Origin of the sequence: Bacillus hominis, assembly GCF_018332515.1 — a bacterium.
Classification (GTDB): Bacteria; Bacillota; Bacilli; order Bacillales; family Bacillaceae_G; genus Bacillus_A; species Bacillus_A hominis.
The window spans coordinates 1-17,104 of sequence record NZ_BOQD01000029.1 but is presented as its reverse complement, the minus strand read 5'-3'; the positions used below and the strand labels follow the sequence as shown (position 1 = coordinate 17,104).

The following is a 17,104-nucleotide window of genomic DNA, read 5'->3' as shown; positions in this document are numbered from 1 at the left end:
CGAATTAACTGTGAAGTGAAATTTTTCTGAATTATCCATCTTATGTTAATGTAATGAATCGCTATGTATCAGGTATATATATATGACAAAATAGCACAAAATGTAAACGGATTATTATCTTTTTCGACAGGTTTTTGTTTAAATTCCCGCAAAAAATGATAAAATTTAGTATATAATAAAATAAAATAGCGATTTGTATAGCGTGCTACCTTGTTGGAAGTTAAATGAGTCGTTCTTTAGTAGCATTTCATCCTCTGGTAGTAAATTTTGTTTGTAGAGTGAGAAATGTATTTAACATAATTAATTGGAAAAAGAGTAGGTGCAGCAATGTTCAAACACGTAACAGTACTTTTAAAAGAAACAGTAGATGGCTTAGATATAAAGCCGAGTGGTACATATGTAGATTGTACACTGGGTGGAGGAGGACATAGTTCTTATTTATTATCTCAGCTAACAGATGGTGGAAAATTAATAGCATTTGATCAAGATGAAATAGCGATTCAAAATGCGAAGGAAAAATTTTCTTCTTATGGTGAACAATTTGTAACAGTGAAGAGCAACTTCCGTTATTTATCTGAAAAACTACATGAATTAGGTATTACAGAAGTAGACGGGATTTTATTCGATTTAGGTGTTTCATCCCCACAATTAGATACACCAGAGCGTGGCTTTAGTTATCATCATGATGCACCGTTAGATATGCGGATGGATCAAGATGCCCCATTAACAGCATATGATGTTGTGAACAGCTGGTCATATGAACAACTCGTAAGAATTTTCTTCCAATACGGAGAAGAAAAATTTTCAAAGCAAATAACAAGGAAAATTGAAGCTTATCGCGAGAATAAGGCTATTGAAACGACAGGAGAATTAGTGGAATTAATTAAAGAAGGTATTCCAGCTCCGGCACGTAGAACAGGTGGACATCCTGCGAAGCGAGTATTCCAAGCGATTCGTATTGCTGTAAATGATGAATTAAAAGTATTTGAAGAAGCGTTGGAATCTGCAATTGATATGGTCAAGCCTGGTGGAAGAGTTAGTGTTATAACATTCCATTCTTTAGAAGATCGTATTTGTAAAACGACGTTTAAGCGAAATAGCACAACACCGCAATTACCACAGGGACTACCGATTATTCCTGATGAATTTAAGCCGAAATTAAAGCTTATTACAAGGAAACCGATTTTACCTTCTGACATTGAATTAGAAGAAAATAATCGAGCGCGTTCTGCGAAGTTGAGAATCGCTGAAAAACGATAAAAAGGAGAGAGAGGTATGACTAATTTAGCTGTAAAGTATAAACAACAGGCGCAAGAAGAGGTACAAATTCAAGCGCCGCCGCAGCAGATGGTTAAGCCAAAAGTTAAAACGAAAATTACAAGAATTGAAAAGCTATTGTACGTAACGTTTATTGGATTTTTATTATATGCCTGTGTAGCTTTTATTGGGAATAAAGCGGGTCTATATCAAGTTAATGTAGAAGCAGCGACGATAGAAGAACAAATTGTGAAAAAACAAAAGGAAAATCAAGAATTGCAGGCTGAAGTAGAGAAGTTAAGTCGTTATGAACGTATCGCTGAAGTTGCAAAAAAACACGGGCTAGAAATTAATGCGAATAATGTGAAAGGCCTAAAGTAAGGCAAATAGGTGTGAAGAAAAGATGAAGAGAACTATGACCAAATTTCATACCAATAAGGGAGCAGGTTATTTTATGATATTTTTCCTCCTGCTCTTTTTGCTGTTATTAGCCCGATTTTTTTACATACAAGTAACAGGAACAGTGGACAATCATGATTTGAAAAAACTTGCTGAACAGAAACATAGTAAAAAAGGAGTTCTCGAAGCGAATCGAGGAACAATTTATGACCAAAATGGTCATGTCCTAGCGCAAGATGCAAATTCTTATAAACTTGTAGCCGAGTTAAAAGGAGCCAATGCTGTTAAGGATAAAGAGGATACTGCAAAAAAAATCGCAGGAGTACTCGAAAAAGATGAAGATGAAATTTTAGCTACTTTAAATAAAGAAGGCAGAAGTCAAGTGGAATTTGGAACGTTAGGTAAGGGCTTGACGAAAGAAAAGAAAGAACAAATAGAAGCATTGAAATTGCCGGGAATTTCTTTCATTACTGAAAATGCGAGAGTTTATCCAAACGGTGATTTCGCATCTTACGTTATTGGGTACGCGAAACCGAATGAAGATGGAATCGCAGTAGGTCAATTTGGCTTAGAAAAGAGTTTGGATAAATACTTAGGTGCTTCTAATGGAGAGGTAGCTTATACAGGGGACCGTAAAGGTGTATCACTTGACGGTGGGAAAGTGAATGTAAAGGCACCTAAAAATGGAGATAACGTATATTTAACGCTTGACCAACGTATTCAAAGTTATTTAGAAGACGCAATGAAAGAAGCGAGTAAACATTATGAACCAGAAAGTTTAATAGGAATTGTCGCAGATCCAAAAACAGGGAAAATATTAGCGATGTCTAGTAAACCTAGTTATGATCCGAACCAGGGGCAGATGAAGTACTTTTATAACGACGCAATTGCAAATGCATTTGAACCGGGATCGACAATGAAGATTTTCACATTAGCGGCGGCCATTAATGAAGGTGTATACAATGGGCAAGACTTTTATCAGTCTGGTACATATCAAGTTGGTAATCGCAAAATAAAAGATCATAACGGCGGGGCTGGATGGGGTTCTATTACTTTTGATGAAGGGGTAGAGCGATCTTCAAACGTAGCGTTTGCAATTTTAGGCGATCAAAAGCTTGGTCCAGAGCGTTTCCGAAAATATATTCATAATTTTGGATTAGATGAAAAAACAAACATTGATTTAACTGGTGAAGGGTCAAATACAATTTTATTTGATCAACAAATACAACAAGTAACAACAGCATTTGGACAAGGTTCTACAGTTACACCAATTCAACTTGTACAAGCTGCAACAGCGATTGCAAATGATGGGAAAATGATGAAACCTTATACAATTGATAAAATTGTGGATCCAATAACAGGTAAAGTACAGCTAGAGCATAAACCAGAAGAAGTAGGAAAACCTGTTACCAAAGAGACAGCCGCGCAAGTAAGACAATTACTAGAACGTGTTGTTACATCACCGAAAGGAACAGGAACTGCATATAAAATTGATGGCTATTCAGTCGGGGGTAAAACAGGTACAGCACAAATTCCTGACGGGAAAGGTGGCTATATGACAGGAAGAGAGAATTATATATTCTCATTCTTAGGTATGGCACCGATGGACGATCCACAACTTGTTGTGTATGTGGCCGTTAAACAGCCGAAATTAAAAGATGATGAAAACGGGGCTAAACCTTTAGCTGATATCTTTAAATATGTAACGAAAAATAGTTTAGAGTATTTAAAGATTAAACCAAATGAAATAAAGGATCCGAAGAAATATGTGAAAGAGCAACAAACTGTCGTTCCAGATGTAACCGGAAAAACGATGGATGAAGCGAAAAAAGCAATTGATAAAGCAAAACTTCGTCCAATCGTATTAGGTGAAGGGAAAGTACAGCAGCAAGTGCCAAAAGCAACTGAACAAACATTAAAAGGTGATCGAGTCTTCTTAGTAGGAGATAAGCCTACAATGCCAAATATACAGGGATGGGCACTGCGTGATGTTATGAATTTAGCAAAAACATTAAAGCTTAACTTAAAACCTTCTGGTACAGGATATGTAACGGAACAAAGTGTGGCGGAAGGAACCTTGTTGCAACCTGGTACAGAACTAGGTGTAACACTCGTACCACCACTTGAGCCACAGCAAGAAGCAGAAAAGCCATAATGGTAATAGGGAAGAAGTTCTAATTAAATAAGTACAAGCATATATTGGAACAAGCTAGGCGTAAGGGAGGCTTGTTCCAATATGCGTGTATCAAATGTAACAGTTAGGAAACGACTTATTTTTATACTTATATCGGGTATACTCATTTTCACCATCATCGATATTCGTCTTGGATATGTGCAATTTTTTCTTGGAAATATGTTAACAGATCGTGCGAAGGATTCATGGAGTCGTAATATTACTTTTGAACCAGAGCGAGGGAAAATTTTAGATCGAAATGGTGTGGAGCTTGCTACGAATAAAAGTGCACCGACCGTCTTTGTTGTGCCGAGGCAAATTGAAAAACCAGCAGAGACTGCAGAGAAGTTAGCTGCAGTATTAGGTGTGGAAAAAGATGATATTTATACGCGGATTACAAAAAAAGAGTCGATTGTAAGGCTTGATAAAGGCGGAAGGAAAATATCGCATGACAAAGCGAAAGAAGTACGCGGATTAAGTTTAAAGGGTGTGTATATCGCTGAGGATTCTATCAGGTACTATCCATTCGGTAATTTTTTATCACACGTATTAGGATTTGCGGGCAGTGATAATCAAGGGCTTATGGGACTAGAGAAATATTATGATAAAGAGCTAAATGGTGATAAAGGTCATGTGCGATTTTTTGCAGATGCTAAAGGACAGAGAATGCCTAACGTTGGAGATGATTTCAAAAAGCCAGAAGCTGGTTTGAATTTGGGACTAACGATTGATGCACGCATTACGAGAATTATGGAAAGAGAAATGAATATTGCGGAGTCAACGTATAATCCAGATGGCATGATCGCAATTGCAATGAATCCGAAAAATGGTGAGATTTTAGGTATGTCAAGTCGGCCAAGTTTTGATCCAGCAGATTTCCAAAGTGTTTCTCCGGAAGTATATAACAGAAACTTACCTGTATGGAGTACGTATGAGCCGGGGTCAACATTTAAGATTATTACATTAGCTGCAGCCTTGAATGAAAATTTGGTAGACTTAGAGAAAGATACATTTTATGATGATGGGGCAGCTGAAGTTGGTGGAGCTAGATTGCGGTGTTGGAAAGCGGGAGGTCATGGTAGCCAAACGTTTTTAGAGGTAGTTCAAAACTCTTGTAACCCAGGATTTATTGAACTCGGTGATCGTCTTGGTAAAGATCGATTGTTTAAATACATTCGCAATTTCGGGTTTGGACAGAAGACCGGAATTGACTTACAAGGTGAAGGTAGCGGGATTTTATTTAATTTAGATAAAGTTGGTCCAGTCGAGCAAGCGACGACTTCGTTTGGGCAAGGTGTTTCTGTTACACCGATTCAACAAGTAGCAGCTGTAGCGGCCGCTGTAAATGGTGGAACTTTGTATCAGCCATATATAGCGAAGGAATTTATTGATCCGAAGAATAATCAAGTTGTCAGCAAAAAGACACCTGTTGCGAAAAGGGAAGTTATTTCCAAGGAAACTTCAGAGAAAGTTCGTTACGCATTAGAGAATGTTGTAGCGAAAGGTTCTGGTAAAGGGGCTTATATTGATGGATATCGTGTAGGTGGAAAAACTGGAACTGCTCAAAAGGTGAAAGATGGAAAATATTTAGATAATAACTATATTGTATCATTTATCGGTTTTGCTCCAGCTGACGATCCGCAAATTGTTGTTTATGTAGCAGTGGATAATCCAAAAGGAGTTACTCAATTTGGTGGAGTTGTAGCAGCACCTATTGTTGGGAATATTCTTCGTGACGCACTTCCTGTAATGGGAGTGGAACCGAGAAAAGAGCAAGTTGAGAAAGAATATAAATGGGGCGATACACCAACTGTGGAAGTTCCGAATTTAATTGGTATGAAAAAGAAAGATTTACAAACGCAACTTGTAGACTTGAAGCTTGATATAAGTGGTGATGGTGGGAAAGTAATTAAACAATCACCAGAAGCAGGAGCTAAAGTGAAAGAGGGTTCAAAAGTTAGAATTTACTTCGGGAATTAAAGGTAACTGATTGTGTTTTATGGTACAATTGGTGGAAGTGAGTTCTTTATAGAAAAATTGCTTTATTTGAGACGATAAGTGTCTCATTAATAAATAAATCTATTGATTAGACTTTAGTAGCACTTACCTCCTATTTTTATATAACTAGGAGGTAACGTGTTACTTGCTAAAATAAGAGATAAATAAACAATGTAGAGAGGGTTTAGTGAAATGAAGTTGCATACACTTGTATCATGTTTGCATGATTTTCCAGTTGTTCCAACAGAAAATCCAGAAATAACATCTATTGAAGCGGATTCACGTAAAGTGAAAGAGGGAAGCTTATTTATATGTATGAAAGGATATACGGTTGATAGCCATGACTTTGCTAAGCAAGCAGCCGCACAAGGAGCGGCTGCTATTGTTGCGGAAAGACCAATTGATGTTGACGTTCCAGTTGTACTTGTGAAAAATACTTTTCGTTCGCTAGCGGTTTTAGCTGATTATTTTTATGGCCAACCAACACACAAGTTACATTTAATCGGTATTACAGGTACAAATGGAAAGACAACAACATCGCATATTATGGATGAAATTATGCGCGCACATGGTCATAAAACAGGGCTAATTGGAACGATTAATATGAAAATCGGTGATGAAACATTTGAGGTGAAAAATACAACACCAGATGCACTAACACTTCAACAGACATTTTCAAAAATGGTTGAACAAGGTGTGGATAGTACAGTAATGGAAGTTTCGTCTCATGCTTTAGATCTTGGCCGTGTACACGGGTGCGATTATGATGTTGCAGTATTTACGAATTTAACACAAGATCATTTAGACTATCATAAAACGATGGAAGAATATAAACATGCGAAAGGGTTGCTTTTTGCACAGCTTGGCAATAGTTATCATCATAATCGTGAAAAATACGCTATATTAAACAGTGATGATCCAGTAGCAGAAGAGTATATGAGAAGTACAGCAGCTACTGTTGTAACATACGGTATAGATGTTGCAAGCGACATTATGGCACGAGATATCGTAATGACGAGTGGCGGTACAACATTTACACTTGTAACACCGTATGAAACTGTAAATGTTACGATGAAATTAATTGGTAAGTTTAATGTATACAACGTGTTAGCTGCTACAGCAGCAGGTCTTGTTTCAGGAGTGAGCTTACAAACAATTATTGATGTAATTAAAGAACTTGCTGGCGTTCCTGGACGTTTTGAAGTTGTTGATGGTGGACAAAATTACACAGTTATTGTTGACTATGCACATACACCTGATAGCTTAGAGAACGTTCTAAAAACAGCAAAACAGTTTGCAAAAGGTGATGTATATTGTATCGTTGGTTGCGGCGGTGATAGAGATAGAACGAAAAGACCAATAATGGCAAGTGTTGCAACCGAATATGCAACTCATGCAATTTATACATCAGATAATCCAAGAAGTGAAGATCCGAAGGCTATTTTAGATGATATGGTAAATGATGCAAATGGGAATAATTATGAAGTAATTGTTGATCGAAAAGAAGCGATACGTTCCGCTATCTCGAAAGTGAAAGCAGAAGATATTATTATTATTGCTGGTAAAGGGCATGAAACGTATCAAATTATTGGTAAAGAAGTTCATCATTTTGATGATCGTGAAGTCGCTAAAGAAGCAATCACGGAGCGTTTAAACAACGAAGTGTAACAGCATGAGAGGAGGACTACATGTGCTTGAACAAGGTTTATTAGTAACGGCTGGGGTAGCATTCTTAATTTCTGTTGCCCTTTCGCCATTATTTATTCCATTTTTACGAAAGTTAAAGTTCGGACAGAGTATTCGTGACGAAGGACCGAAGTCACACCAAAAGAAATCAGGAACACCAACGATGGGTGGTATTGTCATATATGTATCTATGATGGTGACTACGCTTATTATGGCGATTAAATTTAACCATTTAGGTGCAGAAGTATCATTGCTATTATTAGTTACATTTGGATACGGATTAATCGGATTTTTAGATGACTACATAAAAGTAGTAAAGAAAAGAAATCTTGGTTTAACATCAAAACAAAAATTGATTGGTCAGCTTGTAATTGCTATTGCGTTCTTTTTAATTGGAAAAGGGCAAGCATTTCACACTTATATCATGATTCCGGGAACTGATGTTAAATTTGAATTAGGCTGGGCATATTTTATTCTTGTATTATTTATGCTTATTGGTGGATCAAATGCGGTTAATTTAACAGATGGTTTAGATGGTTTATTATCTGGAACAGCAGCTATTGCATTCGGAGCGTTTAGTATTATTGCTGTAGCTCAAGAACAATTTGGGGTAGCGATTTTCTGTATGGCAGTTGTAGGAGCTGTACTTGGCTTTTTAGTATTCAATGCGAATCCAGCGAAAGTATTTATGGGGGATACAGGTTCTCTAGCTTTAGGTGGTGCTATCGCAGCTGTAGCGATTTTGTTAAAACAAGAATTGTTACTCGTTATTATTGGTGGTGTATTCGTAGCAGAAACTTTATCTGTTATTATCCAAGTTATTTCGTTCAAAACAACAGGAAAGCGTGTCTTTAAAATGAGTCCATTACATCATCATTATGAATTATGTGGTTGGTCAGAGTGGCGCGTTGTTGTAACGTTTTGGTCTGTAGGATTTTTATTAGCTGTGCTAGGAATTTATATCGGGGTGTGGATGTAATTGAAAACTGTAATTGAATATCAAAATAAAAATGTTCTTGTATTAGGTATTGCTAAAAGTGGTTATGCAGCAGCTACTTTATTAAAAAAATTAGGGGCAAACGTCATTGTAAATGATGGGAAACCATTAGTGGGTAATGTGCTTGCGGCTGAGTTACAAGCGGAAGGAATGGATGTTATATGTGGTGGGCATCCGTTAGAATTACTGGAGAGAAACATTTCACTTGTCGTAAAAAACCCAGGAATTCCATATTCTAATCCACTCTTAGTGGCGGCGAAAGAAAAGCAAATTCCAATTGTAACTGAGGTTGAATTAGCATATCGCATTTCAGCAGCACCGTTTGTTGGGATTACGGGATCTAACGGCAAAACAACAACGACAATGTTAACGTTTGAAATGTTAAAAGAAGGACAAAAGCACCCAGTTATTGCGGGGAATATAGGTACTGTAGCTTGTGAAGTTGCACAATTGGCGAAAGAAAATGAAGTTGTCGTTACGGAACTTTCATCGTTTCAATTGATGGGAGTGGAATCGTTCCAACCAAAAATTGCAGCCTTTTTAAATTTATTTGAAGCGCATTTAGATTATCACGGGACGAAGAAAGAGTATGGTTTGGCGAAAGCGAATATTTTCAAAAACCAAACTGAAACAGATTATAGTGTAATTAACGCAGATGATGCAGATGTAATGGCATTATCGGCATATAGTAAAGGACAGAAAGTATTATTTTCGACGACGAAAGAAATTGAAGATGGTGCGTATATAAAAGATAACGCTCTTTATTTTAAAGGCGAAAAAGTAGTTAAAGTAAGCGATATTGTTTTACCTGGTAAGCACAATTTAGAAAATATTTTAGCAGCAATGAGTATTGCTAAATTACTAGGTGTTTCTAATGAAGCAATTACTACTGTATTAAAAAGTTTTACAGGTGTAAAACATCGCTTAGAATATGTAACAACGATTAATAATCGTAAATTTTATAATGATTCAAAAGCGACGAATATGCTAGCGACAGAAAAAGCATTATCTGCATTTACACAACCGATTGTATTATTGGCTGGTGGACTTGATCGTGGTAATGAATTTGATGATTTAATTCCATATTTTAAACATGTCAAAGCGATTGTAACATTTGGACAAACTGCACCGAAATTAGTAAGAGCGGCAGAAAAAGCAGGATTAGATGTAATTGAACGTGTCGATACTTTAGATGATGCAGTAGTGAAGGCTTATGCTCATTCTACCGATGGTGATGTTATTCTTCTTTCACCAGCATGTGCAAGCTGGGATCAATTTAAAACATTTGAAGAAAGAGGAGACATTTTTATACAAGCTGTGCATAAACTTATATAAAGTAAATCAAAACATCAGTAGGCTAACACCTACTGATGTTTTGTTACATAGGGCAAAAGGTTCTGCCCAAAGAGGTGGTGTTCATGGGTAATGAAGAAAACGCCTGATTTTATTCTCATCATCGTTACACTTGCGTTGTTAACAATCGGAATGATTATGGTTTATAGTGCGAGTGCGGTTTGGGCCTCTTATAAAATGGGGGATTCATTCTTTTTTGCAAAAAGACAATTGTTATTTGCAAGTCTTGGGGTAGTAGCTATGTTTTTTCTCATGAAAATTGATTATTGGGTGTGGCGTACGTATTCAAAAGTAATTTTACTAGTCTGTTTCGTTCTTCTTATTCTCGTTCTTATTCCTGGAGTAGGTCTCGTTCGTGGGGGAGCGCGAAGTTGGATTGGAATCGGAGCATTTTCTATCCAACCGTCAGAGTTTATGAAATTCGCGATGATTATTTTCTTAGCAAAATTTTTAGCGGAACGACAAAAATTAATTACATCGTTTAAACGAGGTTTACTACCGGCTCTTAGTTTTGTATTTCTTGCTTTTGGGATGATTATGTTACAACCAGATCTTGGTACGGGAACGGTAATGGTTGGGACATGTATTATTATGATATTCATTTCGGGAGCAAGGGTTTTTCACTTTGCAATGTTTGGTTTGCTTGGTGCAGCGGGATTTGTAGGGTTAATTGCATCAGCACCATATCGAATGAAACGCATCACATCATATTTAGATCCGTGGTCGGATCCGCTCGGAAGTGGATTTCAAATTATCCAATCGTTACTCGCAATTGGACCTGGTGGTTTATTTGGGCTTGGACTTGGACAAAGTAGACAAAAATTTCTTTATTTACCTGAACCACAAACAGACTTTATATTTGCAATCTTATCCGAGGAATTAGGTTTTATTGGTGGTTCATTTGTGTTATTATTATTTAGTCTATTATTATGGCGTGGGATTCGTATAGCATTAGGAGCGCCAGATTTATATGGTACGTTTTTAGCAGTAGGTATTGTGGCGATGATTGCGATTCAAGTAATGATTAATGTTGGTGTTGTAACAGGACTGATGCCTGTTACGGGTATTACTTTGCCGTTTTTAAGTTATGGTGGATCAAGTTTGACCTTAATGTTAATGGCAGTAGGTGTATTATTGAATATAAGTCGCCATTCTCGCTATTAAACCCTGTTTAAAAGACAGGGTTTTTCGTGTGTGTGTGAAAATACAATATGTATATAGAAATAAATACGATTGAATAAGAACAGGGAAGTGGAGGAATCAGTAGTGCGAGTATTAGTAAGTGGTGGGGGTACTGGAGGACATATTTATCCAGCTCTTGCTTTAATTAGAGAAATAAAAAAACTAAATCCGGAAGCAAGGTTTTTATACATTGGTACAGAGAATGGATTAGAGAGTACCATCGTACCGAAAGCGGGTATTCCGTTCCAATCTATTGTTATAAGTGGATTTAAACGAAAAATATCTCTTGATAATGTAAAAACAGTGATGCGTTTCCTAAAAGGTGTTCAAGATAGTAAACGATATATTCGTCGTTTTAACCCTGATATTGTGATTGGTACGGGTGGATACGTATGTGGGCCAGTTGTATATGCTGCAGCTAAATTAGGTATTCCGACTATTGTACATGAACAAAATAGTGTACCTGGTGTAACGAATAAATTTTTAAGTCGTTATGTCGATAAAGTCGCAGTTTGCTTTGAAGCAGCTGCAGAACATTTCCCACAGTCAAAAGTGGTTATGACAGGTAATCCACGTGCATCAGAAGTAATGGACCAAAATGGCATGAAAGGAAAACGTTCGGTAGGACTATCCCTTTCTAAAAAATCCGTGCTTATTTTTGGTGGGAGTCGTGGGGCTAGACCGATTAACGATGCTTTTGTAGAAGCGATTGAACAATTTGGGAATAAAAGTTACGAAGTATTATATGTAACAGGCGAAGTACATTATGATAAAGTTATGGAAGCCGTGAAACAAAAAGGGAATCCGAATAATGTTATTATTAAACCTTTTATTCATAATATGCCAGAGGTACTGACTGGCGTAGATCTTGTTGTTTCAAGAGCAGGGGCTACAACGCTTGCAGAATTAACAGCGTTAGGAAAGCCAAGTGTATTAATTCCAAGTCCGTATGTAACAAATAACCATCAAGAAAAAAATGCACGATCAGTTGTTGATAAAGGCGCAGCTAAAATGCTACTTGAAAAAGATTTAACATCTGAAACGCTTATTCGTGACATTGATGAGATTTTATTGGATACACAAACATTACAAAATATGAAACTGGCTACTAAGCAACTTGGTATTCCAGATGCAGCAAATAAGCTATATGAAGTAATGAACAAGCTTATTAAAAAATAACATTAGGTGAACGCCCTGCATATTACTGTAATAAGGAGACTTAATATGGGGGAGATTGTCTATGGAACAATTAGTAAAAGAGCTTTTAGAAGCAAATGTTGGCCGTGTGTTAGTTAATGAACCGTTAGCGCGTTACACGACTATGAAAATAGGCGGACCAGCTGATATTTTAATTGTGCCAAATCATGTTGCTGGTATTGAGAAGACGCTAGAGTTAGTAAAGAAGCATAAGACAGGGTGGACTGCAATTGGTCGTGGTTCAAATCTTCTCGTATCTGATCAAGGTATAGAAGGTGTGGTTATTCGTTTAGGAGAAGGATTAGACCACTTAGAAGTCGAAAAACATAGAGTAAGAGTTGGTGCTGGATATCCCCTCATTAAATTGTCAACTTTACTTAGTCGACAGGGATTAGCTGGCTTGGAATTTGCAAGTGGTATTCCAGGAAGTGTTGGCGGTGCAGTGTATATGAATGCAGGCGCTCATAAGTCCGACATATCGAGTGTATTAACGAAAGCTCTTATTTTGTTTGAAAATGGAACAATTAATTGGTTGACGAATACCGAAATGGGGTTTTCTTATCGCACATCTGTATTGCAAATGAAACGCCCTGGTATTGTTTTAGAAGCTGAATTCCAATTGGAGGTAGGCGAACGCGAGGAAATTGTAAGAAGCATGCAAAAGAATAAAGAGTATCGCCGTGAAACGCAGCCTTGGAATCACCCTTGTGCAGGAAGTATATTTCGAAATCCAGTCCCATATTTTGCAGGGAATTTAATAGAAAAAGCAGGGCTTCGTGGCTATAAAATAGGTGGAGCTCAAATTTCTGAAATGCATGGAAATTTTATTGTTAATACTGGTGTGGCTTCAGCGCAAGATGTATTAGACTTGATCGCATTGATAAAGCGTACAATTAAGGATAAATTTGGTATTGATATGCATACAGAAGTAGAAATCATTGGAAGATAACGGTTATTCGTTCCGCTCATTATCATTTATGTTATAATAAGAAGATAAGAACGGCATGAGGAACATGCCGTTCTTTATGTTACATAGGGGGATCGTACATGAAAAATAGTAAAGTGATTAAACTACAAGATCGTGTACCAAAATTAAAGAATCAAAAGAAAAAGAATAAGAAACCGGTTAATCATCGGTTAATTTTATACATATCGATTTTATTTTTATTAGTACTCTTTTTAATTTATTTTCGGTCTCCGCTTAGTAATATAAAAAAGATAAGTGTGTTTGGAAATCATTATATGACAGATGAACAAGTTATGAAGGAATCAGGTGTGACATATGATACGAGTTATTTCCGAGTAACGGCACATAAAGCAGAAGAAAACTTAACGAAACGAAAAGAAATTAAAGCGGTAAATGTAAAGAAACGTTTCCCAAACAAAATTGATGTTCATATCGAAGAATATTTAACAATTGGCTATATAAACAAAGATGGGAAATTACAACCGTTATTAGAAAATGGGAAAACACTCGATGTACTTCCGAATGGAAAACTTCCAGTTGCAGCACCAATTTTTGAACCGTTTAAAGAGGAAAAAATGAAGGAATTAATTGCAGAACTAGAAAAATTAACGCCGACTATTTTAAGGTCTATTTCTGAAATTCGTTATACACCAACGAACGCAAATGAAGATCATCTTACTTTATATATGAATGAAGGATATGAAGTGAGCACCACTATTCAAAATTTCGCAAAGCGAATGGAAGCTTATCCACTTATTTTAAAAACAATTGAACCTGGTAAGAAGGTTTTAATTGACTTAGAAGTGGGCGCATATACGAAGGAACTAGGTGCTGAAGAAAAGAAAGAATAGAATGATCGTTTTTTACTGCGTTATTACGTATGAAATGAAACAAACGTTCCTTTATATGGATGCTAATTTGCAAGAATGCTTAATTTGATGAAAAAAATGTAAATTTTCTTAGATTCATACTAGGATTGGTACAAGTTTCACTTTTCTACAAGTACATCTTAGTGTAGACTTATACTTGGCGGTAATCTTTACACTTGAAATATAATTATTTCAAGATAAAGCAGTTATTCATAGGTTACTGCGATATTCTTAAATGAATGTTAAATAAAAATAAGAAAAATATAGGGTTAAAAAAGGGAAACGTATAAAGACGTTGAATATTTTTCTTATAAATAGTAAAGTTGCGATTGTTGTTCCATATATTGAGTTGTATGGTATAAATAAAGAAGGAGGTGCCAAAGAATGAACAGCAATGAAATATATGTTAGTCTTGACATCGGTACATCCAATGTTAAAGTCATCATTGGTGAAATGGTTAATGATAGCTTAAACATTATTGGTGTTGGAAACGTAAAATCAAATGGTTTGAAGAAGGGATCGATAGTTGATATAGATGAAACTGTTCGATCAATTAAAAAAGCAATTGAACAAGCTGAGCGCATGGTGGGTATCCACATTGAGCAAGTTGTAGTAGGTGTCAATGCAAACCAGGTACAGTTGCTCCCGTGTCACGGAGTAGTCGCTGTTTCAAATGAAGATCGTGAAATCGGGAATGAAGATGTCTTACGCGTTCTAGATGCAGCGCAAGTTGTGTCAATTGCTCCTGAACGTGAATTTATTGATGTGGTACCTCGACAGTTCATTGTAGACGGTCTTGACGAGATTAACGATCCACGCGGGATGATCGGTGTAAGATTAGAAATGGAAGGTACACTTATTACAGGCTCGAGAACTTTACTACATAACCTACTTCGTTGTGTAGAAAAAGCAGGTCTTGAAATTGTTGATATTTGTCTGCAACCTTTAGGGGCAGCAACAGTTGCGTTATCTTCGGATGAAAGAAATAGAGGAGTAGCCCTTGTTGATATGGGTGGAGGATCTACAACCTTATCTATTTTTAAAGATGGAGAGTTGCAAGCAACGAGCGTATTGCCATTAGGTGGAGAGCATATAACGAAGGATATAGCGATTGGGCTGAAAACTTCAACAGAAAATGCAGATCAAATTAAGCTGAAATATGGACATGCTTTTTATGATACAGCATCTGAAGAAGAGATGTTTACGGTTCCTATTATGGGAAGCGATCAAACAGAACAATATTCTCAGTTGGAATTATCGGATATAATAGAGGCTCGTGTAGAGGAAATTTTAATGTTTGTTCAAGATGAAGTGCGTAAGTTAGGAGTAAAGCAAGTAGCTTCTGGATATGTACTAACTGGTGGGATAGCTTCTATGCCAGGTGTTCTTGATCTTGCATATGATATTTTACATGAAAATGTTCGTATAGCAACTCCTGATTATATTGGTGTTCGTGAGCCCCAATATACAAGTGGAGTTGGATTAATTAAACATTCTTATCAAAAAGCTAAATTACGTGGAAAAAATGTGCAGGAAAAGCAAGAACATTTTGAACCAGTACCAGCACCAATGCCGGTACAACAGCAACCTGCGAAACAAAAAACTCGTAATCAAAACAATACTAATCAAAATGATGACCGCATGATGTCAAAAGTAAAACGTGTATTCCGTTATTTATGGGATTAAAATTGGACACGAAAAATGAGGTTCTAGGGGGATTTCGACATGTTAGAGTTTGATACTACTCAAGATCAATTAGCGAATATAAAAGTTATCGGTGTCGGCGGTGGCGGAAACAATGCTGTAAACCGTATGATTGAACACGGTGTACAAGGTGTAGACTTTATCGCTGTGAATACTGATGCACAAGCATTAAATCTATCAAAAGCTGAAACGAAAATGCAAATTGGTGGAAAATTAACGCGTGGACTTGGTGCAGGCGCAAACCCTGAAGTAGGGAAAAAAGCTGCAGAAGAAAGTAAAGAACAGATTCAGGAAGCACTTCGTGGTGCGGATATGGTCTTCGTAACTGCTGGTATGGGCGGCGGAACTGGAACTGGTGCAGCTCCAGTTGTTGCTCAAGTTGCAAAAGAACTAGGTGCGTTAACAGTTGGTGTTGTAACACGTCCATTTACATTTGAAGGACGTAAACGTGCAACGCAAGCTGCATCTGGTATTGCGTCATTTAAAGAAAATGTAGATACACTTATTGTAATTCCAAATGATCGCTTATTAGAGATTGTTGATAAAAATACGCCAATGTTAGAAGCGTTCCGTGAAGCAGATAACGTATTACGTCAAGGTGTTCAAGGTATTTCTGATTTAATTGCTACACCAGGTCTAATCAACTTAGACTTTGCAGACGTAAAAACAATTATGTCTAATAGAGGTTCTGCTTTAATGGGTATCGGTTCTGGTAATGGTGAAAATCGTGCAGCTGAAGCTGCGAAAAAAGCGATTTCTAGTCCATTACTAGAAACATCTATTGATGGAGCTCAAGGTGTTATTATGAACATTACGGGTGGCGCAAACTTAAGTTTATATGAAGTACAAGAAGCAGCAGACATTGTAGCTTCAGCTTCGGATCCAGAAGTAAATATGATCTTCGGTTCTGTTATTAATGAAGGATTAAAAGATGATATCGTTGTCACTGTAATTGCAACTGGTTTTGATGATAGTGCTTCGACGCAGCCACCAAAACCAATTATCCGTCCGACTGCGAATCACACGCAACAACAACAACAACCAGTAGCTCAACCTTCAAAACAACGTGAAGTTAAGCGTGAAATGAAACGTGAAGAGCCGGTTGTGCATGATCGTCATACAGATTCAGATGACATCGATATTCCAGCATTCTTACGTAACCGTCGTAGACGATAAAAAAAGGAGCTTTCATGCTCCTTTTTTTTGTTGTCTAAATGGAAAAGGTCTGCCAAGCAGATCTTTTTTTATTATTTTACATATGGAGAGTCCAGTCCTATTTTTAAGTTATAAGCTGTGATAAATAAAGTGAAACTTTAATTAGT

General features: G+C 36.9%; 13 protein-coding genes. All 13 read left to right on the top strand.

All coding sequences use genetic code 11. The features are described 5' to 3' along the window. The first annotated feature begins 327 nt into the window (after positions 1 to 327). The 13 genes from rsmH to ftsZ all read left to right on the top strand — a co-directional run bounded on the left by rsmH (position 328) and on the right by ftsZ (position 16,958). Positions 328 to 1,260, top strand: coding sequence for a 16S rRNA (cytosine(1402)-N(4))-methyltransferase RsmH (rsmH, locus tag KI356_RS04170; RefSeq protein ID WP_002014746.1), 933 nt, complete (start codon positions 328 to 330; stop codon positions 1,258 to 1,260). Positions 1,261 to 1,275: 15 nt separating this feature from the next. Further along, positions 1,276 to 1,638, top strand: coding sequence for a cell division protein FtsL (gene ftsL / locus KI356_RS04165; protein WP_002014745.1), 363 nt, complete (start codon positions 1,276 to 1,278; stop codon positions 1,636 to 1,638). A 22-nt stretch (positions 1,639 to 1,660) separates the two neighbouring features. Next, positions 1,661 to 3,811, top strand: a complete 2,151-nt coding sequence (locus KI356_RS04160; protein ID WP_438820836.1) for a penicillin-binding protein — start codon at positions 1,661 to 1,663, stop codon at positions 3,809 to 3,811. 81 nt (positions 3,812 to 3,892) lie between these two features. Beyond that, complete coding sequence (locus KI356_RS04155) at positions 3,893 to 5,809, top strand: stage V sporulation protein D (protein WP_002121911.1); 1,917 nt, start codon at positions 3,893 to 3,895, stop codon at positions 5,807 to 5,809. A gap of 210 nt (positions 5,810 to 6,019) precedes the next feature. Beyond that, positions 6,020 to 7,495, top strand: coding sequence for a UDP-N-acetylmuramoyl-L-alanyl-D-glutamate--2,6-diaminopimelate ligase (gene murE / locus KI356_RS04150; RefSeq protein ID WP_002111441.1), 1,476 nt, complete (start codon positions 6,020 to 6,022; stop codon positions 7,493 to 7,495). A gap of 22 nt (positions 7,496 to 7,517) precedes the next feature. After that, entirely contained in the window at positions 7,518 to 8,492 is a 975-nt protein-coding gene (gene mraY, locus KI356_RS04145) for a phospho-N-acetylmuramoyl-pentapeptide-transferase (RefSeq protein ID WP_128281160.1), read from the top strand. Further along, positions 8,493 to 9,845, top strand: a complete 1,353-nt coding sequence (gene murD, locus KI356_RS04140; protein ID WP_128281161.1) for a UDP-N-acetylmuramoyl-L-alanine--D-glutamate ligase — start codon at positions 8,493 to 8,495, stop codon at positions 9,843 to 9,845. Positions 9,846 to 9,935: 90 nt separating this feature from the next. Then, entirely contained in the window at positions 9,936 to 11,027 is a 1,092-nt protein-coding gene (gene spoVE / locus KI356_RS04135; RefSeq protein WP_002121901.1) for a stage V sporulation protein E, read from the top strand. A 102-nt stretch (positions 11,028 to 11,129) separates the two neighbouring features. Continuing rightward, positions 11,130 to 12,224 carry an undecaprenyldiphospho-muramoylpentapeptide beta-N-acetylglucosaminyltransferase gene (gene murG, locus KI356_RS04130; RefSeq protein WP_002088269.1) on the top strand — a complete coding sequence of 365 codons (1,095 nt, stop codon included), beginning with the start codon at positions 11,130 to 11,132 and terminating at the stop codon, positions 12,222 to 12,224. Positions 12,225 to 12,285: 61 nt separating this feature from the next. After that, complete coding sequence (murB, locus tag KI356_RS04125) at positions 12,286 to 13,191, top strand: UDP-N-acetylmuramate dehydrogenase (protein WP_128281163.1); 906 nt, start codon at positions 12,286 to 12,288, stop codon at positions 13,189 to 13,191. Between the two features lie 98 nt (positions 13,192 to 13,289). Then, entirely contained in the window at positions 13,290 to 14,060 is a 771-nt protein-coding gene (gene divIB / locus KI356_RS04120; RefSeq protein WP_002111435.1) for a cell division protein DivIB, read from the top strand. Positions 14,061 to 14,462: 402 nt separating this feature from the next. Further along, on the top strand, positions 14,463 to 15,764 hold the full coding sequence (gene ftsA / locus KI356_RS04115) for a cell division protein FtsA (RefSeq protein ID WP_002121894.1): 1,302 nt from the start codon (positions 14,463 to 14,465) through the stop codon (positions 15,762 to 15,764). Between the two features lie 39 nt (positions 15,765 to 15,803). Further along, complete coding sequence (gene ftsZ / locus KI356_RS04110; protein ID WP_002014730.1) at positions 15,804 to 16,958, top strand: cell division protein FtsZ; 1,155 nt, start codon at positions 15,804 to 15,806, stop codon at positions 16,956 to 16,958. Positions 16,959 to 17,104: the final 146 nt, after the last annotated feature.

Excerpts from the sequence above, each read along its gene's own strand:
- rsmH (WP_002014746.1), top strand. The coding sequence starts at position 328 with ATGTTCAAACACGTAACAGTACTTTTAAAAGAAACAGTAGATGGCTTA.
- ftsZ (WP_002014730.1), top strand. The coding sequence starts at position 15,804 with ATGTTAGAGTTTGATACTACTCAAGATCAATTAGCGAATATAAAAGTT.
- murE (WP_002111441.1), top strand. The coding sequence starts at position 6,020 with ATGAAGTTGCATACACTTGTATCATGTTTGCATGATTTTCCAGTTGTT.
- KI356_RS04155 (WP_002121911.1), top strand. The coding sequence starts at position 3,893 with ATGCGTGTATCAAATGTAACAGTTAGGAAACGACTTATTTTTATACTT.
- divIB (WP_002111435.1), top strand. The coding sequence starts at position 13,290 with ATGAAAAATAGTAAAGTGATTAAACTACAAGATCGTGTACCAAAATTA.
- ftsA (WP_002121894.1), top strand. The coding sequence starts at position 14,463 with ATGAACAGCAATGAAATATATGTTAGTCTTGACATCGGTACATCCAAT.
- spoVE (WP_002121901.1), top strand. The coding sequence starts at position 9,936 with ATGAAGAAAACGCCTGATTTTATTCTCATCATCGTTACACTTGCGTTG.
- murB (WP_128281163.1), top strand. The coding sequence starts at position 12,286 with ATGGAACAATTAGTAAAAGAGCTTTTAGAAGCAAATGTTGGCCGTGTG.
- ftsL (WP_002014745.1), top strand. The coding sequence starts at position 1,276 with ATGACTAATTTAGCTGTAAAGTATAAACAACAGGCGCAAGAAGAGGTA.
- KI356_RS04160 (WP_438820836.1), top strand. The coding sequence starts at position 1,661 with ATGAAGAGAACTATGACCAAATTTCATACCAATAAGGGAGCAGGTTAT.